Origin of the sequence: Streptomyces sp. NA02950 (genome assembly GCF_013364155.1) — a bacterium.
Taxonomy (GTDB): Bacteria; Actinomycetota; Actinomycetes; order Streptomycetales; family Streptomycetaceae; genus Streptomyces.
In genome coordinates this window covers 3579078-3596418 of record NZ_CP054916.1, presented here as the reverse complement: position 1 = coordinate 3596418, position 17341 = coordinate 3579078, and the positions used below count along the sequence as shown (strand labels likewise).

The following is a 17341-nucleotide window of genomic DNA, read 5'->3' as shown; positions in this document are numbered from 1 at the left end:
GGAGTGCATCGACATGGTGGGAGGTTTGGCCCGCAGCAGGCCGCCGCGCGAGCTTGCCCGCGATCCGGAAGCCTGGCCCGACGCAATCCTCGGCGACCAGGCCGCCGTCGTCGTCCAGGACATCGCCCGCGGCCTCGCCGCCGCACTGGAGAAGCAGGGAAGGAGCCTGCGGCAGGCCGCCGCCGGCTCCGGGGTCAACCGGCAGGCCATCGCCGATCTCCTCGCCGGCCGTTGCTGGCCCGACATCGCCACCGTGGCCCGCCTGGAGAACTTCCTTGCCGTACCGCTGTATCCGCCCCACGGCGGAACGCCCATCGCGCATCAAAACCGGCCTTCCCGCCCCCAAGTACTACCCGACCCGGGAACGACGAAATAGGCCACGCACCCCCCGAGGCGAGCAGCGTTGCTCTAACCTCGGGGATGCGTGAGCCACTACGAGAGGGTCCACGTCAAAGGTTCTGAAGAGGGTCCAAACTCAACAGAACCGGTTCCCTCCTCCCCGCAACGGGAGGAGGGAACATCTCTTATCGGGGGCGCGTCGTCAGGCGGCTCCCTTCACCGGCGGTTCCTCGGCCCGGGCGACAGCGAACACGCCGACCGGATCCTCGACGGCCCGGCCGTTCTTCACCAGCCGCTTGCAGGTCCTGCGGGTCGTCTCGATGGGAGCCCGTCCCTCCTGACCCGTCGTCGGCCGTCCCAGCGCCTCGGTGATGTCCTTCGCCGACAGCGGACGCCCGGCCGTCACCAGGATCTGCAGAACCGCCTGCATCAGCTCCCCGGACGCCGTCGACCGGGCTGTCGCACGCTTGCCGGACGGCTTCTGGTGCTTGTGCTCCGATCGATCACCGGCACCGGTCGCCTTGTCCTCGCGGGGCGGGGTAGGCACGTCCTCCGGCTCGGGAGCAGGGCCGGGAGGCGAGGCAGCAGCGGGCTCCTCCTGTGGCGCCGGAGCGTCAGCGAGGATCTCTTCCAGGGCCTCAGCCAGCTGGTCGCGGGCGCTACTGGCCTTGGCCAGTTCGGCCCGCACAGCCTCAAGCTCGGCTTCCAGGTCCGCTTGCCGCTGCCGCAGCCGGTCGACCTTGCCGGTATAGAACCCGACGGCAGTCCGCAGCCCCGGTGCCGCATCCACCTCGTCCATGCCCACCGAGCCCATTCAGCCCCCTATCCGCCAGCACATCAGCGCAACGCCAGACATCGTAGAGAATGCCAGTCGTGCCAGACGCCCAAACGGCCAAGTAGGTCTGGCAGTTGACAGGGATCGCTGTGCCGCCCGCAGACCGAGGCCCTGACTGGGTAGCTGGCTGTGCTGCCCTGACGCACGTCTGCCGTCCCTGTGCCGTTCGCGCCCCCCGTTCACGGAGACCCTCGGTGCCACGTGGAGGAGTGTGTCCAAAGAGAGGAACCCCGATGGCAAGCAGCGACACGCTCCAGTTGGAGATTGCCCGGCTGGAAAAGAAGGAGCTCGCCTCGGCGGCATCCTCCATGAGTACCGACACGCTGCATGACCTGCCTGGACGAGGTTTCCTGCCAGGGCAGGATCACAGAAGCACGAGATCACCGCAGCCTCACGGCAATAGTGCAGGCTCAGCGTGTGGACGCTGAGCCTGCACAAGTGGATCACTGATGCCGACCGTGAATCGTCACACCCGCCATCGTGAAGACCGGCGAGACGTAAGCCGCGGCTTCAGGAGTGGTTGCGTGATCAGTCACGATAAGAGCCGCTCCGATCAGCAGCGCGGCGAGCATCATCGCCCCAGCGCACCAGTTCAGCGATGCAGCGGGACGCAGAGACGTCATCGACGACAACTGGCATTGCGACGTGACACCTACCCCGCACGCCGGGCCACTGTCGCACGTCGACAAAGGACAACGCTCACTCCACAACGTGCACGAAGTCCGATAACGACCCCCATCGTCGCCAGCGGCTGTTTCCCTGGGTAACGGAGCGGGCCTGGCTGAATTCCTGCTTGATACGCTCAAGGCAGAGTCCTTCGCTAGGGATTCGTTGATCAGCGAGTTGCACCTCGCTGGTTCTTGCGGCGGCCGGGTGCTTCAGCACCTGGCCGCCGCGCTGCCATCCGGCAACGGACGGCAGCGCACCGCGGCACCACTCCACCAGGCATCGCGAGTTCCGTCAAACACTCCACATGCCCTCTGACCAGGCGATATTCTCGATCCATCGTCTAACTCGTCGATCCGTCCCCGCGGAGGGCAGGCGGGTTGAGCTGGTACGTCCCCGCAGAGATGCCATCCGACAGCCTCCTAATCGGCATCTGTCAATGACCACTCAGGGCCGGACACCGCCCGCGCTCAGTCCCCAGCGGTCTCTGGGGAACGATCACTCTCCTCCTAGGAAAAGATCTTGAACCCCGCCTCATCGAAGCAGGTAACCCTCACTCGTGAACGGCCCACCGCAGCTCAAAGCCCCCGCAGGAGAAATCCGGCGGGGGCTTTCTGGTACGGGCGAGAGGAAAACGGGTCGTTGGCGGGAGGGGCCGGGGCCTAGCGTGCGGGCATGCTCACTTCAGCTCTTGCCTTCGCCGGTGTTGCCGCGCTGATCAATATCACTCCCGGGCTGGACACCCTGCTGGTGTTGCGGACCTCCGTCTCCCAGGGGCGGTCCGCCGGGCTCGCCTCCGCGCTCGGGATCCTCGCCGGGTGTGTGGTGTGGGGTGTCGCGACCGCCGTCGGGCTCACCGCGCTGCTGACGGCCTCGCGGTTCGCGTACGACGCCCTGCGGATCGCGGGTGCCGCGTATCTGGTGTGGCTCGGGGCCTCGGCGCTGTGGCGGTCGGGGAAGGTGGCCGCCGGCGGGAGCGCGGGCGTGGAACGTGTGGTGGTCGAGGAGGGGGCGCGGGGGCGGTGGGCCGCGTTCCGGGCGGGGGTGGGGACCAATCTGCTCAACCCCAAGGCCGGGGTGTTCTACATGAGTCTCATACCCCAGTTCACCCCGCACGGGGAGTCCGTCTTCACCATGACGCTGCTGCTCACGGCCATCGACATCGTCGAGTTGGCCGTCTGGTACTGGGTGGTCTCGGGTGCCGCCTCCGCGCTGGCGGACCGGCTCAGGCGGCCCGCCTTCCGGAGGCGGATGGAGCAGGTCAGCGGGATCGCCTTCTTCGGCTTCGCCGTCAACCTGCTGGCCGACCGGGGCAAGGCCGCCTGACCTTGCGTCAGTGGATGTGTCAGGACGCCCTCGTCGTGAGCCACGCGTGGACGGCGGCGACATCGGTGAAGAAGTTCGGGCCGGGGGAACCGCAGGGCTTGCCCGCGGTCTCAATCCCGAAGCTGAAGACGCCCACGACCGCTCGTCTGCCGTGCCGCCGGGCCACCAGGGGGCTGCCGCTGTCCCCGGTGCAGGCGACGGCGTGTGCGCCGCGGCCGCACAGGACCGACGGGCCGTCCACCGGGGCCGGGGTGGCCGGTGCGCAGGAGGCGTCCGGCCGCGTCCGGTAGGTGCCGCGGCGCAGGACGTCGCCGCGGGTGGAGGGGCCGGTGAGGCCGTGGCCGTACAGGGTGGCGGTGGCGCCGGACGACGGTGCCGCACGGGCGACGGGGAGGGTCGGGACGCCGCGCACCGGGCGGTCGAGGGTGACCACCGCGATGTCGTACGCCGCGCTGGAGGCCGCCGGGTTGTCGGGGTCCTGCGGGGAGGGCAGCAGCCGGTAGCGGGGGTGGACATCGACGCCCGCGATTCCCGCCACCCGGCCGGGGTCCCCGGACAGCACCCGGGCGCCGATGTGGTACTCGCCGCTCCGCGGCAGATCGTCGACGGTGACGCAGTGCGCCGCGGTGAGCACCTTGGTCGGCGCGATCAACGCGCCACCGCACGAGGCGCGCTGGAGCAGCGGTTCGTCGCCCTTGACAGCGAGGGTCGCCATCCACGGCGCCTCACGGTCGCTGTGGACCTTCTCCCCGCCCGCGACGGCCTGAGCGCCGGTGGTGGGCAGGACCGTGGCGGCCGCCGTGGCGAGCAGCGTGGCCACCGCGGCGGCCGTCCGCCGGACGCGGCGACGGCCCGGCTCCTGTGCGGAGTTCGTGTCGTTCCGGTGGTTCATCACCCCACCACCGTCGCGTTCCCGATGATGCCGTACCACCGGGGCGGACCCTGAGACGACCCTGAGATCGTTCCCCAACCTCCCTCGGGGACAAGCCGCTCCGGTGCCGTCCTCCAGGGGCGAGGGCCATGGGACGGTGGTCACCGGTGTGTTCTGTTCAGCCGTTCGATGTCATGGAATCGTGCGGACCGCGTTCGTGTTGTGTGCGGGCCATGGCACGGGTGCGGGTCCCCGGCGGGAGCCCAGGCATAGTAGGTGCCTGTTCCATTCAGTGGGCCGTGGCGCGAAAACGCCGCACCACCACCGCACAGCACCACACGCACCGCACAGCACCACACAGGGGGATAAGGCTTCATGCCACTCATACGACGTTCCGCCGTGGCGGCCGCCGTCGTGACCGCGCTGCTCGCGGTCTCCGCCTCGGCCTGTGGGCCGGGTGACGACAAGGCCGGTGCCGAGACCCATGCCTCGGACTCCAGCGGTGAGCAGCAGGCCAAGGACGGGATCAAGCTGCCCGAGGGCGTTCCGACCAGCCTGGAGGATCTGAAGCAGTGGAAGGAGGGCGGCTGGAAGGACTGGGACAACTGGGCGCGCAAGGCATCCGAATTCGCCAATCCCGTCATCAAGAACTTCTGGCAGCCGTCCCGGATGTCCAAGGCGAAGGACGCGCCGCACACCGCCTCCGCGCAGACCGCGGGCCAGAACCAGCCGGCCACCGACCCCGAGCCGCCGGCCGTTCCGGCCAAGGAGGTCTCGCGGCCGTACCACCAGAACATGGCGCCCGTCGGGAAGGTGTACTTCGACAGTCCCAAGGGGCCGATGGTGTGCTCCGGCACGGTGGTCAAGGACCCGGCCCATCCGGGCAAGTCCAACATGGTGTGGACCGCGGGCCACTGTGTGCACTCCGGTAAGAAGGGCGGCTGGATGCGCAACATCGTGTTCGTGCCGTCGTACAACGACAAGGGGCTCAGCGCGCGCCGGGCGCAGACCGCCGCGCAGCGGGACGTCAGCCCGTACGGGGTGTGGTGGGCGGACTGGTCGCAGACCTCGTCGCAGTGGATCGACACCGGCGGTGAGACCGGCGGGGTCTCCTCCTCCTATGACTTCGCGGTGCTGCATGTGAAGCCGGAGAACGGCGGCGGTAAGTCGCTGGAGGAGACGGTCGGGGCGGCGGTGCCGGTGTGGTTCGGGGCGCCCTCGGCGAACCGCGTCAGCTCGATCGGGGCGTACGGCTATCCGGCGGCCCCGCCGTACGACGGGGCGAAGATGTTCAACTGCACCAGCCGCCCGGGCAGGCTGTCGTTCTCGCCCACCTCCCCGACGATGTACCGGATCGGCTGCTCGATGACCGGCGGTACCTCGGGCGGCGGCTGGTTCGTGAACCGCAAGGGCAAGACCGTGCTGGTGTCCAACAGTTCCATCAGCTCCTACGGGCACACCTGGCTCGCGGGCCCGCATCTGGGCACCGAGGCGAAGGGCGTGTTCGACGCCATCAGCAAGAAGTACGCCGGAAAGCGCTGAGCCGTACGGCACACAGCGGGACCCGCTCCGGAGCCGGGGCGGGTCCCGCCGTCAGGGCGCACCGACGCGCCGCTCCCGGTGAGCGCCCCGTTCCTCGCGCTCACCGGTCAGCGCCTTGCCGAAGCAGCGGCTGTCCTCGTCGAAGCGGTAGACGCCGAACTTCGGAATCGGCTCATAGCCGGACGAGGTGTAGAGCGCGATCGCCTCAGGCTGTTTGGTGCCGGTCTCCATGACGATCCGCCGCCGCCCCGCCGCGCGGGCGCTGTCCTCCAGGGCGGCCAGCATCAGCCGGGCCAGTCCGCGGCCACGCGCCGCCCGGACCACAAACATCCGCTTGACCTCGGCGTCCCCGTCCGCGTAGCCCTCCTCACCGCCCTCCTGGCTGCGCCAGCCGCCGCTGGCGACGGGGGTGCCGTCGGGGTCGTAGGCGATCAGGTAGAGGCCGTGCGGCGGGTCGAAGTGGGCGGCGTCCACGGGGGTCACATCCCCTTCTCCGTAGCGCTCCACGTACTCCGCCTGCACTTCGCGGTCGAGTGCGACGGCGTCGGGGTGGTCATAACCAACGGTCCGGATATTCATGCGGAAGATCGTACGTCTATGCAGGCGGGACGGGCATGTGGTTTTTCTGTCGTATCGTGCCGTGGTGCTCACCGTGACGACCGTGAATGTGAACGGGCTGCGTGCCGCGGCCAAGAAGGGCTTCGTGCCCTGGCTCGACGGCACCGAGGCCGATGTGGTGTGCCTCCAGGAGGTACGGGCCGAGCCGCATGAGCTGCCCGAGTCCGTACGGGAGCCGGGCGGCTGGCATGTGGTGCACGCCCCGGCGGCGGCCAAGGGCCGGTCCGGAGTGTCGGTCTACGCACGGCGCGAGCCGGAGGCGGTGCGCGTCGGCTTCGGGTCCTCGGAGTTCGACGGCAGCGGCCGCTATGTGGAGGTCGATCTGCCGGGGGTGACCGTCGGCAGCCTCTACCTTCCCTCGGGCGAGGTCGGCACCGAGCGGCAGGACGAGAAGGAACGCTTCATGGCGGAGTTCCTTCCGTATCTGACGGAACTGCGCGATCGGGCGGCGGCCGACGGCCGGGAGGCGCTGGTGTGCGGCGACTGGAACATCGCCCACCAGGAGGCCGACCTGAAGAACTGGAAGGCCAACCAGAAGAAGTCGGGCTTCCTGCCGGAGGAGCGCGCCTGGCTGTCACGGGTGCTGGACGAGGCGGGATACGCGGACGTGGTGCGTGCGCTGCACCCGGAGGTCGCGGGTCCCTACTCGTGGTGGTCCTACCGGGGCCGGGCGTTCGACAACGACGCGGGCTGGCGCATCGACCTAGTTTGCACAACGCCAGGCATCGCTGAGCGTGCCGTGAAGGCGTACGTGGAGCGGCCCGCTACATACGAAGAGCGCTGGTCAGACCATGCTCCTGTGACAGTCGTGTTCAACCGCTAGATGCGCCTGAGTGAATTGCGACACACATAGGGTCCCTGGTGATGCCAGGGGCCACGGTCGTTGTCGTTCACCAGCGGATAGGTTCCGCATCCCCACCGACGCATACCGGGCAGGGGCGTTTCGCCGTACTGGCCGCTCGATGCTGACGGACCAGGAGAACACCAACGACAGGTAGGACCCATCAGTCGGTAATGAGCCTCAGCCTGGGCCAGGGCGTCCCGGTGCTCCTTCGTGCACGGCGCCCGCTCTGTTGGTCGGAGGGCGCAGGCAAGGCAAGGCCCCGCCCATCGCCACGGGGGAGCGCGTGGACGGGGCCTGGGCCCGCTCCGGCCGAGCGGCCGCGCGGTGGTCAGTCAGCAGTAGCCAGGCAGTCAGGGCAGTTCACTACCCGCTGCCAACGGGACACCTCTCGTCGCGAGGAGACCTCAGCCCTGCATCGGGGAACCATCGGCGTGACGCTGAACTTGTGCACAGTCAGCAGATCATCCCCGATCGTCCCCGGGAACCACTCACGGTCTCCCCGCATGTCAGTCGGTCGCTCTATCTGTGGCTTCCCCATGGTTCCCCCTGGTTGTAGTCCCTTCCGGCGGCAGTGCGCGCACGGGTACGGGCACGGTGGGTGGTCGGCCCCCGCCGGGATGTAGACGACGCCAGAGACGGAGTCCCGGGCGCCGCCGTACTTCGTCCACCACCCCTCGCGCGACCCCTCGTACGCGGTCCCCGCATACGGGTCGGCGGTCATCCCAACAGCCTGCGGTACCGCTTCGCCTGTTCAGTGACCAGCCGGTGAAGTTCGGCCCACGTGGGTGCGCTCACGGTCTGGTCGAGCTTGCTCCTGCCCTCCGCATCCGGGAGACGGGGGATGTGATATGGCGCCGTGGCGTACCACTGGGGCAGCGGGCCCCCCTCCACTGGCTTCACCTCGGAGCGGAAGTACGTCCACCCGTCAGGCAGCGGCAGGGTCAGCGGCGTTGACTGTGTACGTCGGCTCATGACGTGGCCTCCAGGGACTTGCTCTCCAGTACCCGCTCCACCTCTGGCTCCAGAGGATTCGGGGCCGGGAGGCGCCCGCCTCGGGACTCCGCCACGCGGAGGACGTCGAACAGACACTCCGTGAGCCGCTTCATCAGATAGGCGCACTCGTTCGGTTCGATGGGTAGGCCGGTGTCCAGCATGCCCTTAGCGAGCGCCATCACAGACCCCGCCGTAGCGATCTGTTCGGCCTCCACTCGATCGGCCAGCCGAGCAACATCGCCGTTGGGGGAGTCATCTGGCGTGTACGTTCGCTGGCCGTTCGGCCCCGGCCATGGCAGTAAACGTAGGCGGGTAGCCTCCATGTGTCGCGCTCCTTCGCAGCGTGGCCACGCCCCCGGGCCGGTCGCACGGTCGCGGGGGTCTTGTAGGCCCAACGTGCCGAAGGGGACGGCTGCTGGACAGGGATGTAACGTCCTAGTTCCAGCGCCTTAGCTGGCCACCCCTAGGAACTCGGCGAGCTTCCGCAGACCAGCGGGGCGCGAAGATCCGGCCCAAAGGTCGCTGACTATGGCCACGGCCAACGTGTGATGTCGCATCCATGCCGGGGCAATCTGCCGCAGCTTCTCAAGCGCCTTCACGGCGCCTTCCGCATTGCCTAGGTCCGTATGCGCCCGTGCCACGTCCAGCAAAAGCCACGTTCGCCACGAGGGCGGGGTATCGGTGCTGAGGCGCATCCCCTTGGCCAGTGCCAGAGCCTCCTCCGGGCGTGCGTGCTGGACGGCCAGGCGGACGCGCTCAATGCGGACGGAGGAGCGGCTGAAGACCGAAACCATCTTGCTTTCAGCCGGGGGCGGCAGAGTGGCAAGACGCTTCGTCGCTTCCTCGGCCGTCGTCATCATCTCATTCGCCGTGCCGTAGTCGCCGGAGCGGGCCGCAGACGTGGCAGCGGACATGAGCAGACCTCCCCATACCCGCAACCCCTCAGCAGAGTTCCCGTGTTCCTTCTCGACTCCGTCAGCGGCGTAAACGGCAAGGTGTTCCGCATCGTCCAAGCGGTTCTGTCGCTGGTAGTTCCAAGCCACGCTGTTACTGATCATCGGGGCCAACAACGGGTCGGAGGAGTCGGCAGCCGCGTTCATGGCACGTTCCAGAGCACTCAGCGCTAGGTCCGTCTTCCCCAGGCGAATAGCCAGGTGTCCAGCAAGCTGAAGCGACTTCCCCAACGCTGCCTGCCCTGCCGCCCGTTCATCGACGTTGCCCACAGCGGCGGTAAACCGTGCGTCGTTGATGATGCCGGGTAGCACGTCCATGAGGCGCCCGAACTCCGCGTCGTGGTACAGCGTCCAGCCGTCTGCGATCTCCCGCCTGAGGAGTGGCAGGGACAGCCACTCAGCGCCGTTCGGCTCAGGCGGTGGAGTGAACAGCGGCGGCATGATTGCGCGCCGTACAGCGACCAACTGGGGCGGGTCCGCGTCGCCGGAGGAGGGGGCTCCCGGAGGGTCTCCAAGTAGGGCGGTCAACTCCACCCCCAAGCCGCGTGACAGGCCGTGCAGGGTCGGCAGGCGTGCGCTGTGCTTGCGCCTCTGCTCCAGCTTCCTGATCACGTCCACGGACACGCCGGAGCGGTCCGCCAACCCCTCTTGCGTGAGGTCTGCGAGTCGGCGAAGTCGTGCCAGCCGGTCGCCCAGGTGCTCAGCCATGTCACCGAGAGTACGACGGACAAGGCAGGGAGGCAGCGGCTCTGATCGTTAACGACAGCATCAACACGGGTCACTGACGGACAGCGGACACAACGAGAGAAGCCCCAGCGGCCAGCCTGGCGGACAGGCGGTCACTGGGGCTTCGTCGTGTCCGGCCAAGCGGACATCGTGAACGGACAAAGTGGCCACGCGCGGCCAGGGGAGCGGACAGGCTCGGACGGCTGGCCGGACAGCGGCGGACACGCGGCAGCATCGAGCGGCCAGTAGTTGGACCAGGGGGACGACGCCTGGCACTGTCCGCATGCGCTGACCTGCGCGTCTGCCTTCGCTGTCCGTTAGCGGTCAGCGCGGACCAGGCGGGCGGTCAGGCGGAGCCAGCGTTCACGAACTGGGCAGTCACGCCACTTGCTGGCGGCGGCCAGGTTCCAGCGGAGAGCGGTCACGTTGGCCAGGGTGGCGGCCATCAGCGGGGAGGGTCGTCCAGCCTTCGGCCGTGGCCTTCGCCTTGTGGCTCCGCTCCTTCGATGTGAGAGCTGGGCCGGACCTGGAGCGGGCGCCGCCTCTTGCCATGGGTGATCACCTCCCGGAGTCGTCACGATGCGTGCGTGATGGGGGTCACATCAGGTGTTCTGAACCGGGCGCGGGAGGCAGAGACCTCCCCCGCGTTCGGGGCCCCCACCCGCTTGGGGGTCACCCCCCACCCCCTGACCTGCGTAAACACGTCTCGCAAGTCTCTGAGCTGCGATGATGTGCCACTGTCACGCATCGTGAACGACAGAGGGGCCAGGCGCCCCGGGCCCTGGCGCTGAGGCCAGGACCAGAGGCAGGCAGCGAGGCGGGCGCGCGTCCGCTGTCGGCCAGGCGAAGGTCAGTGGTTCACGGTCAGGTCCCGCTGTCCCAGCCGTCAGGCCAGACGCCATCAGCGGGGACGACCAGACCAGTACGTAGCCAGGTAGTGGCAGCGTCGTCGGCCACGGTGAACTCATCACCTTCGCTGTAGTCCTGGCCGTTCAGGACCAGGTGGCGGGAGAGGGCCACACGGACTCTCATAGGGGCCTCCCTTCAGGGGCCAGGCGGGGGCCCAGATAGCGAACTATCCAGGCCCCGCAGTGGCGTTGGTCAGGCAGCGTCAGTCGCCGTGTCGGGGGCGTTGTAGCCAGCGGGCATGCGCTCCGGCTCCAGGATCTGGACCTTCCGCTGGCGCTCCAGGTAGGCCGCGTGGCTGGCCTTCAGCTCCATGTCCTGGCCGCTGTTCAGGGCCGTGACACGGACCATCGGGTCAGCCTGGACGGCAGGGGCGCCGGTCTCGCCGTAGAGGTCCTGGACGCCGATGGCAGCGAAGGACGATTCGATCTGCCTGACCTCCGGCATGCCACGGTCTACGGGGCGGCCGTACAGGTCGGCAGGTTCGTGACCCTGGGCGGTGCGGGGGGTCGCCTGGGAGACGCTGGCGAAGTCCGTGTACACGGCCAGCTCCCAGTTCACGGCGTTGGCCCTGTCGGCCAGGATCGCGCCGAAGGTCTGGCGGGCGGTGTCGGCCAGCCGCTGGGCCTCCAGGTAGGCGTCACGGGCCTTCGCCAGCTCCTGGCCCATGGCCTTCGCGATGGCGGGCATCTCGCGCCGGACCGCGTCCTTGAGCTTCGAGTCATCGCGGCGCACGTCGGCGGCCAGGGCCTCCACGATCGCGATGGCGCGGGGGCGGTCGCGCTCTGCCTTCTCCACGGCGGACGGGAGATCGAAGGGGTTCTTCCCGCTGGCCACGGCCTGGCGCGCGGCTGCCTTGTCGGCTGCGGTGGCCTGATCCTTCCAGTCGCTGGCCAGGAGGTGGACGAAGTCGGACTCCGCGTCGGCCCACTTCGCGTGCGCGTCATCGCGTTCCTTCAGCAGAGCCTTGACGGGGCGCGGCAGGAAGCGCGCGTCAGGGGCGGAGAAGACGTCCAGGTACGAGTCGTATTCAGTCATGGTGTGGTGCTCCATTCGGGGAGGTCAGGGTGGGTCGGGGGAAGGCGGCCAGGCGGCCGTCTGAAGGCGTCCTCCAGGTCAGGGCCCGGAGGAGGCGGGAGAGGCCGTTTACGGGCCGTCAGGCGGGTCCAGGAGGACCAGGCCAGCGACGAACCTCCGGCCAGCGGCCTTGCGCTTGAAGTGGCCACGGGCGCGGAGGTAGCGACCAAAGGCGCCCAGCGGCAGCGACGTGGAGCCGTCCGCCGTCAGGACAGTGGTCACGGCCCGATACAGGTCCAGCTCCCGCTCCAGACCGTGAGCGTCAGCGAAGGCGACGCGAGCCAGGGCAGCATCCAGACGCGGGAAGAAGTCGGGGTCATCGGCGGTCAGCGCGGGCACTGGCTGGCCTCCTGGCGCTTCTTCGCGTCCAGGTGCTGCCAGCGGCGAACGCTCGCCTCCTGGGCCCGCGTCTGGGCGTCCAGCAACTTGGCCAGGACCTCCAGGCCGTCCAGGTCGATGTCGGCGGAGGCGGATAGCTTCAGGGCCGTGCCCGTGATCAGATCGCGGATCGTCTGGCGCTGGAGGGCGTCCGGCGAAGGAGTGCGGGGCGGTATGTCGGCAGGGGAAGGGGAGGCGTTCAAGGTGTGTTCCTTCGGAAGCGCAGGGAGGCGCCCCAGTTGAGGCGCCTGGCACCCCTGAAGGCCCGCCCCACGGAGGGACGGACCAGGGGAGCGTCAGCGGCCGATGCGGCCGTCTTGGTTCATGCGCTTGATCAGGGCGTTGACGACCTGCCTCATCGTGGGCGGGTGGTCCGGCACGCCGTGCGCGGCGGCCACGGTCATGCCCGCGCGGAAGGCGGTCTGGCGGATGTCCCGAGGGACGGCGGAACAGTTCACGTCGTCGTTGTCGAAGACCCAGGGCGCGTCAGGGGCGAACGTCAGGGAGAGCATGAAGAACACGTCCACGACGTAGGCCGCTTCGTCGGCCAGTTCCTCCGCCGTCGGTACGGGAAGGCCCAGGTCGTCAACGGCGGGGGCGGCAGGCTCCGCCTTCAGCTCCTGGCGTCGCTCCCACAAGGCGTGACGGACGGCCAGGACGGCGCTGTCGTTCGCCCTGACGCGGTGCCGCTGGAGGGCCTTGACGATGGGGGCAGTCTTGTCAGTCTCGCGACTGTCAAGGGCGTGCCAGCCAGTGGCGGTCAGGTCGTTCACGATGGTGGTCAGGATGTTGGCGTTCATCGTCAGGCCCCCTTCTGGGTCGAGCGGTACGAGCGGGTACGGCAGGCAGCGGAGTGGAACTTCGAGGGGCGGCCACGGCCCGAGTAGGGAACGGGCTCCTCGCAGTCAGGGCCCTGGCAGATGGCTTCAACGCGGGTCGCCTTCAGGCGGGATTCTGCGTCCTCCGCGTCGTCCTGAAGCTCCTGACAGAAGCTGTCGGCGTCGTCGTAGGGGCATGTCGTGCGGCGGCCACGACCGCGCTGGAGGAACGGCTGGCCGCAGAGTCGGCACGTCGCCAGGGAACGAGGCTTCTCACGGCGGGACCGGGACAGGGCGGTGCGGCACTTCGCGGAGCAAGTCCGGCGCTGGTCGCGGTTCGTGCGTGCGTCGGTACCGGGGCTCTTCTCGCCGGAGTAGGTCCGTCGGCGGGGACGGCCTTCAGGCTGGGGGATCTCGCTCGTACAGCCGGGGGCCTGACAGGTCCCGTCGAAGTCGTCGTGGTGGTCGTTGCGCATGTCGTGAACTCCTGTGTGTGGCGGTGAGTTGAACGCAAAAGGCCCGGCGGTCATGTCGATGCCTCAGCGCCGGAACCGCCACAGTCCGGAGCGCTGAGACACCGGCATGACGGCCGGGCCTGGATTGCGTCTGAGGGAAGCCGAGACGCGCGGCTGGTTGAAGGTCAGCGGCTCACGACGACGTGGCGGTGTCGTGGCGCTGGAGAAGTTGGGGGCCCTGGCCAGGTACCTGCCCGGCCAGGGCGTGGACGCTGCGAGGCGTCACCATCGACCCCATCGATGGCCTCCCTGGGTGCGACCCCAGGAAGCAGAAATGGGCCGCCCGGTCCGCGTCACGTCCCCTGTCAGGTAGGGCGGAGCGGGCTGGACAGCCCAAGATCAAGCGGCGACCCGATGCCTGACAGGCGGTCGCGGAGGAGGGGCGCCGTAGCGTCCTTCTCTACTGTCCGGTGAGGATGTGAGAAGGGCACCGAAGCGGCCTCTACTACTGTCCGGGGAGGATGTCCCCTGCCGCCGGTAACACCTGGGAGACAGCGGGAGAGGCCGCGCGGAGTGGCTCCCAGTCCTGGCCGGAGAGGACGTCCCCCAGGTCACAAACGGCTCTGAGCGCCCCCGTGAGGGCCTGGAGGGCCGCCTGGGGCCTGGGGTCCAGGAGCGGCCCAGAGGTCGTCAGGCGGGTGCCTGGGGCCCTTCCTGGGCCTCTGGTGGGGTCAGCGGTCGTGAACGTCATACGCGGGCCAGGGCAGCGGGCCAGACAGCGGAGGCAGGCGACGCGGGGGAAGGCGGGCGGCTGGCGGGGAGGCTGGCGCGGGGCCAGCGGAGAGGGCGGGCCTCTGGGCGCTGTTCGTTATCGGTCCTGGTTGAAACACCTACTGGGCTAAGCCCCAAAACAGAAAGCTCTATAGGAGTTATTTGTTAGATGTCACCTTCAAAAAATATAAGAACTATGCAGGTCAGGGCCTTCTAAAGTCTGGGTGGCTGACACACCAAAGGCGGTCCGCCCTCCTCCGCCGTGGCTCACGACACAGCGAAGGGGGCCGACCCCATCGGGCCGACCCCAGTCACTCCTCCGCCGTGCCTCCTTCACGCGGCGGGCAACGCCTCCGGCGCTCGGCCGCACGATCCGCATGCGGCCAGCATCTGGGGTGCCTCCCCATAGGAGCGCGGCCTGGGCGGCCTCCAGGCGCATCACGCGTTCGCGGAGACGGGGCGTGTCCTGGCCGCCCAGGATCTGGCCCCAAAGGAGGGTTGCCTGGCGCTGGAGCGCGTCGGCTCAGCCGAGACGGGAAGCGCGCTCCTCCTCTTCCACGGCTTCGAGTGCCGCAGCTTCCGGGTCGTCGTGAGCCCCGATCGTGAACGCCAGCCGCTCTGGGGCCGGGCCCTTCAGCCGCTCAGCCCCTCCGCCTGAACGGCCCTTCGCCACGGTCACGCGTGCGCCAGCGTCTAGGAGGAGCTGGCGGCGGCCAGCGGCGTCATGCCGAGTCCAGAAGCTGGCGTACGTCTCGCCTGTCTCCACCACCTCTGTACGGGCCTCTGTCCGGGGTGTCGCCTCCAGGGACTCCGCGCGCCGCTCCAGGGCGTCTACCTCCTCTTGCCAGATCATCCGGCCAGTCCGGGACTTGCGGCTCTCCTTCTCCGCGTAGAGCGCCCTCAACTCCTCCTCTACTTCTCGGAGTTCCGGGGTCGGGTCGTACCCCTTGTGCGTGATGACCTTCGTCATCTGGAAGTGTCCAAGGCGGGCCAGGAACTCCTCCTCCACGTACTTCTCCAGCCAGTCAGCGCGGATGCCGGCGGGGGCCTGGCAGCGTTCGCCCCGGGCCGTCGCGCGGCAGTTGTAATCGCTGCCTCCGGCCCGCTTCGAGAGGTACAGGTTCCCGCCGCAACCACGGCACTTCGCGACGCCCAGGAGCATGGCCCGGGTGTCCTTGCGGGTGCGGTTCTTCTGGGGCGTCAGAGTGGAGAGATGGTCCTGGAGGGTCTCGAACTCCTCCCGCGTCAGGACAGGCTCCCCGATCAGGACCGGGTTTCCGTCGCGGTCGCTGACGGGTTTCCCCTGGTGGATGCGGTATCCCATCAGGGCAGGGGAGCGGAGGACCTTCGACATGGTCCCCGCTGTCCAGCGGAAGCGTTCGATCTCGTTGCCTCGCCTTGTCCCGCCTGGCTCGCGGCCTGCCTTGATGGCCTGGTAGTCCCTGGGTACGGGTACGCCGTTCTCGTTCAGCGCCATGGCGACGGCGGTCAGGGACTGTCCCTCCAGGACGTCCCGGATGATGCCGGACAGGACTTTCACGGCCTCCGGGTCGGGAGCCAACTTGAAGCCTTCGCCATCAGGGTTCTTCACCTTCCCGTACCCGTACGGGACCAGGCCGCCGGAGTATCGGCCTTGTGTACGGAGAGCAGCCATGGCGCCGGTCACGCGCTCCTTGATGGCCAGGGCCTCCATCTGTGCACTGAAGGCCAGCATCATCATGATGAGCTCTGACACGGGTGACACGGTCCGCATGTCCAGCTCTAGCGGTGCGCCTCCCGGACCTTCAGCGAACACCAGGAGCTTTCCGTGGTCCTTCGCCCAGCGGCCCAGCTCCGCCATGTCCGCCATGGATCGGACTGCGCGGTCCATGCGCCACCAGATGATCATGTCGAACTCGTCTGGGCGGGCCAGCCAGGCGCCCAGCTCCGGCCGGTTGAAGGGCGTCGTCTTCGTCGCTGAGACGTCCAGATCCTCCGCTTCACCGACGACGACAGCGCCACGGCGCGCGGCCTCGTTGGAGTTGGCGGCACGCTGACGGCCTGGTGACGTCGTTTCATCCGTCCTGACGGACAGTCGGATGGCGCTCAGCGCCCGCAGTTGGTTCGTCATGTCGGGGAGCGTACTGGGATCTGTATCGATCGGCCTGCGCATCGACTACCAGATCGCCGACGGCTGGGCTGGCCGGGCGCGCGCTGAAGGCGGATGTGGAGCGCGCGGCCGCGTACGACCAGCGGTGGAGCGACCACGCGCCGGTGACCGTGACCTACGGCGCGGCTCACTGACCCGGGGCCCCGTCCCGGGCCGAACCCCCGGCCCCGGTCCCGTCGCCGTCCCCGTCCCGGGCCGGGCCCTCGGTCCCGGCTCCGCCCTCGGACCGTTCACGCAGCCACGCCTCGATGCCCTCCCGCATCCGGCGGTCCATGGCCATCGACAGCTCCGCGTCCACCACGGCCTTGGCCAGCGGCCGCAGCCGCTCCACCGTCTCGCTGATCCGGGCGGTGTACTCCGCGTCCGGCCCCTGCCCGTCCGTGGCCTCCGCCATGTGGTCGGCCAGTACGTGGGTGCACAGCAGGCCGGTGAAGGTCTCGGCGATCGCGTCCACCTGTGCGCGCAGTTCCCGTCCGGCGGCCAGCACCGCCGCCAGGGGCACACCCCGCTCGACGAGGGTGTGCGAGGCGTCCAGCAGCCGTCTGCTGATGTGCACGATCTCGTCGCCGTCGACCCTGAGATAGCCGATGTCGAGTGAGGCGCTGAGGTTCTCCGGGGTGACCTCGCCCTCGAAGTAGTCGGCGAGCGCCTCGGGGGTGAGCCGGACCGGGGTCTCCTCGGACCAGGTCGGCATGCCGTCAAGGCCGAGCAGTTCGCCCACGTCCCGGCGGCCGCTCTCAAAGGCGGTGATCAACTCCGCTATCCCGCCCAGGGTGTGACCGCGCTCCAGCAGCGCCCCGATCGTCCGCAGCCGGGCCAGATGGTGGTCGTTGTACCAGGCGATACGGCCTTCCCGGCGGGGTGGTGGGATGAGTTTGCGCTCCCGGTAGAAGCGCAGGGTGCGCACGGTGATACCGGCCTTGTCGGCCAGTTCCGCCATGCGGTACTCGGTCACCTCGTTCGCTCCGCTCGTCGCCACAGGTGCAGCCTATGCGGCGACCGATGGGGTGCGACCGCCGGTAACTTCCTCTGTCCCAGCCCCTACCGCTCGGTACGTCGCTGCCTTACGCTCCC

General features: G+C 68.8%; 18 protein-coding genes and 1 pseudogene. 5 read left to right on the top strand and 14 right to left on the bottom strand.

Annotated features, from left to right (window positions below; translation table 11 throughout):
- The first annotated feature begins 13 nt into the window (after positions 1 to 13).
- The gene (locus HUT19_RS15280) at positions 14 to 376 is read left to right on the top strand and encodes a helix-turn-helix transcriptional regulator (protein ID WP_176181026.1); all 363 of its coding nucleotides are present in this window, start codon (positions 14 to 16) and stop codon (positions 374 to 376) included.
- A 165-nt stretch (positions 377 to 541) separates the two neighbouring features.
- On the opposite strand, the gene HUT19_RS15275 is transcribed toward HUT19_RS15280, so the two are convergent.
- Both HUT19_RS15275 and HUT19_RS43960 read right to left on the bottom strand, forming a co-directional pair.
- The gene (locus tag HUT19_RS15275; protein ID WP_176181025.1) at positions 542 to 1138 is read right to left on the bottom strand and encodes a hypothetical protein; all 597 of its coding nucleotides are present in this window, start codon (positions 1136 to 1138) and stop codon (positions 542 to 544) included.
- Positions 1139 to 1617: 479 nt separating this feature from the next.
- Positions 1618 to 1749, bottom strand: coding sequence for a hypothetical protein (locus tag HUT19_RS43960; protein WP_303331902.1), 132 nt, complete (start codon positions 1747 to 1749; stop codon positions 1618 to 1620).
- A 766-nt stretch (positions 1750 to 2515) separates the two neighbouring features.
- Here HUT19_RS43960 and HUT19_RS15270 point away from each other — a divergent pair.
- Positions 2516 to 3166 carry a LysE family translocator gene (locus HUT19_RS15270; RefSeq protein ID WP_176181024.1) on the top strand — a complete coding sequence of 217 codons (651 nt, stop codon included), beginning with the start codon at positions 2516 to 2518 and terminating at the stop codon, positions 3164 to 3166.
- 19 nt (positions 3167 to 3185) lie between these two features.
- On the opposite strand, the gene HUT19_RS15265 is transcribed toward HUT19_RS15270, so the two are convergent.
- Positions 3186 to 4058 carry a trypsin-like serine protease gene (locus HUT19_RS15265; RefSeq protein WP_176181023.1) on the bottom strand — a complete coding sequence of 291 codons (873 nt, stop codon included), beginning with the start codon at positions 4056 to 4058 and terminating at the stop codon, positions 3186 to 3188.
- Positions 4059 to 4412: 354 nt separating this feature from the next.
- Between HUT19_RS15265 and HUT19_RS15260 the strand changes: the two genes are divergently transcribed.
- On the top strand, positions 4413 to 5579 hold the full coding sequence (locus HUT19_RS15260) for a serine protease (RefSeq protein WP_176181022.1): 1167 nt from the start codon (positions 4413 to 4415) through the stop codon (positions 5577 to 5579).
- Between the two features lie 51 nt (positions 5580 to 5630).
- Here the strand turns inward: HUT19_RS15260 and HUT19_RS15255 are convergent, their stop codons facing one another.
- The gene (locus tag HUT19_RS15255; RefSeq protein WP_176181021.1) at positions 5631 to 6158 is read right to left on the bottom strand and encodes a GNAT family N-acetyltransferase; all 528 of its coding nucleotides are present in this window, start codon (positions 6156 to 6158) and stop codon (positions 5631 to 5633) included.
- 64 nt (positions 6159 to 6222) lie between these two features.
- Between HUT19_RS15255 and HUT19_RS15250 the strand changes: the two genes are divergently transcribed.
- A complete protein-coding gene (locus HUT19_RS15250) occupies positions 6223 to 7020 on the top strand; it encodes an exodeoxyribonuclease III (protein WP_176181020.1) in 798 nt (265 codons plus the stop codon).
- A gap of 989 nt (positions 7021 to 8009) precedes the next feature.
- Here HUT19_RS15250 and HUT19_RS43015 read toward each other — a convergent pair.
- From HUT19_RS43015 to HUT19_RS15205, 9 genes are all read right to left on the bottom strand, one after another.
- Positions 8010 to 8216 carry a hypothetical protein gene (locus HUT19_RS43015; protein WP_254885582.1) on the bottom strand — a complete coding sequence of 69 codons (207 nt, stop codon included), beginning with the start codon at positions 8214 to 8216 and terminating at the stop codon, positions 8010 to 8012.
- A gap of 267 nt (positions 8217 to 8483) precedes the next feature.
- Positions 8484 to 9695, bottom strand: a complete 1212-nt coding sequence (locus HUT19_RS15240) for a helix-turn-helix domain-containing protein (RefSeq protein WP_176181018.1) — start codon at positions 9693 to 9695, stop codon at positions 8484 to 8486.
- Positions 9696 to 10577: 882 nt separating this feature from the next.
- Positions 10578 to 10745 (bottom strand): hypothetical protein, encoded by a 168-nt coding sequence (locus HUT19_RS15235; RefSeq protein WP_176181017.1) that lies wholly within the window; start codon positions 10743 to 10745, stop codon positions 10578 to 10580.
- A gap of 69 nt (positions 10746 to 10814) precedes the next feature.
- Complete coding sequence (locus tag HUT19_RS15230) at positions 10815 to 11657, bottom strand: hypothetical protein (RefSeq protein ID WP_176181016.1); 843 nt, start codon at positions 11655 to 11657, stop codon at positions 10815 to 10817.
- 108 nt (positions 11658 to 11765) lie between these two features.
- The gene (locus HUT19_RS15225; protein WP_176181015.1) at positions 11766 to 12035 is read right to left on the bottom strand and encodes a hypothetical protein; all 270 of its coding nucleotides are present in this window, start codon (positions 12033 to 12035) and stop codon (positions 11766 to 11768) included.
- Complete coding sequence (locus HUT19_RS15220; protein ID WP_176181014.1) at positions 12023 to 12277, bottom strand: hypothetical protein; 255 nt, start codon at positions 12275 to 12277, stop codon at positions 12023 to 12025. The genes HUT19_RS15225 and HUT19_RS15220 overlap by 13 nt, the downstream gene beginning before the upstream one ends.
- A gap of 93 nt (positions 12278 to 12370) precedes the next feature.
- Complete coding sequence (locus HUT19_RS15215) at positions 12371 to 12874, bottom strand: hypothetical protein (RefSeq protein ID WP_176181013.1); 504 nt, start codon at positions 12872 to 12874, stop codon at positions 12371 to 12373.
- Positions 12875 to 12876: 2 nt separating this feature from the next.
- Positions 12877 to 13368, bottom strand: a complete 492-nt coding sequence (locus tag HUT19_RS15210; RefSeq protein WP_176181012.1) for a hypothetical protein — start codon at positions 13366 to 13368, stop codon at positions 12877 to 12879.
- A gap of 1273 nt (positions 13369 to 14641) precedes the next feature.
- Positions 14642 to 16228, bottom strand: coding sequence for a recombinase family protein (locus tag HUT19_RS15205; protein WP_176181011.1), 1587 nt, complete (start codon positions 16226 to 16228; stop codon positions 14642 to 14644).
- Positions 16229 to 16259: 31 nt separating this feature from the next.
- On the opposite strand from HUT19_RS15205, the pseudogene HUT19_RS43010 reads away from it, so the two are divergent.
- Positions 16260 to 16401 (top strand): annotated as a pseudogene (locus HUT19_RS43010) (exodeoxyribonuclease III); the annotation flags it as partial.
- Here the strand turns inward: HUT19_RS43010 and HUT19_RS15200 are convergent.
- On the bottom strand, positions 16395 to 17207 hold the full coding sequence (locus HUT19_RS15200) for a MerR family transcriptional regulator (protein ID WP_176186901.1): 813 nt from the start codon (positions 17205 to 17207) through the stop codon (positions 16395 to 16397). The pseudogene HUT19_RS43010 and the gene HUT19_RS15200 overlap by 7 nt on opposite strands.
- Positions 17208 to 17341 lie beyond the last annotated feature (134 nt).

Bases quoted from the DNA above. Each gene is read 5' to 3' on its own strand.
- HUT19_RS15280 (WP_176181026.1), top strand. From the start codon at position 14: ATGGTGGGAGGTTTGGCCCGCAGCAGGCCGCCGCGCGAGCTTGCCCGC.
- HUT19_RS15275 (WP_176181025.1), bottom strand. From the start codon at position 1,138: ATGGACGAGGTGGATGCGGCACCGGGGCTGCGGACTGCCGTCGGGTTC.
- HUT19_RS43960 (WP_303331902.1), bottom strand. From the start codon at position 1,749: ATGATGCTCGCCGCGCTGCTGATCGGAGCGGCTCTTATCGTGACTGAT.
- HUT19_RS15270 (WP_176181024.1), top strand. From the start codon at position 2,516: ATGCTCACTTCAGCTCTTGCCTTCGCCGGTGTTGCCGCGCTGATCAAT.
- HUT19_RS15265 (WP_176181023.1), bottom strand. From the start codon at position 4,058: ATGAACCACCGGAACGACACGAACTCCGCACAGGAGCCGGGCCGTCGC.
- HUT19_RS15260 (WP_176181022.1), top strand. From the start codon at position 4,413: ATGCCACTCATACGACGTTCCGCCGTGGCGGCCGCCGTCGTGACCGCG.
- HUT19_RS15255 (WP_176181021.1), bottom strand. From the start codon at position 6,158: ATGAATATCCGGACCGTTGGTTATGACCACCCCGACGCCGTCGCACTC.
- HUT19_RS15240 (WP_176181018.1), bottom strand. From the start codon at position 9,695: ATGGCTGAGCACCTGGGCGACCGGCTGGCACGACTTCGCCGACTCGCA.
- HUT19_RS15235 (WP_176181017.1), bottom strand. From the start codon at position 10,745: ATGAGAGTCCGTGTGGCCCTCTCCCGCCACCTGGTCCTGAACGGCCAG.
- HUT19_RS15230 (WP_176181016.1), bottom strand. From the start codon at position 11,657: ATGACTGAATACGACTCGTACCTGGACGTCTTCTCCGCCCCTGACGCG.
- HUT19_RS15215 (WP_176181013.1), bottom strand. From the start codon at position 12,874: ATGAACGCCAACATCCTGACCACCATCGTGAACGACCTGACCGCCACT.
- HUT19_RS15210 (WP_176181012.1), bottom strand. From the start codon at position 13,368: ATGCGCAACGACCACCACGACGACTTCGACGGGACCTGTCAGGCCCCC.
- HUT19_RS15205 (WP_176181011.1), bottom strand. From the start codon at position 16,228: ATGACGAACCAACTGCGGGCGCTGAGCGCCATCCGACTGTCCGTCAGG.
- HUT19_RS15200 (WP_176186901.1), bottom strand. From the start codon at position 17,207: ATGGCGGAACTGGCCGACAAGGCCGGTATCACCGTGCGCACCCTGCGC.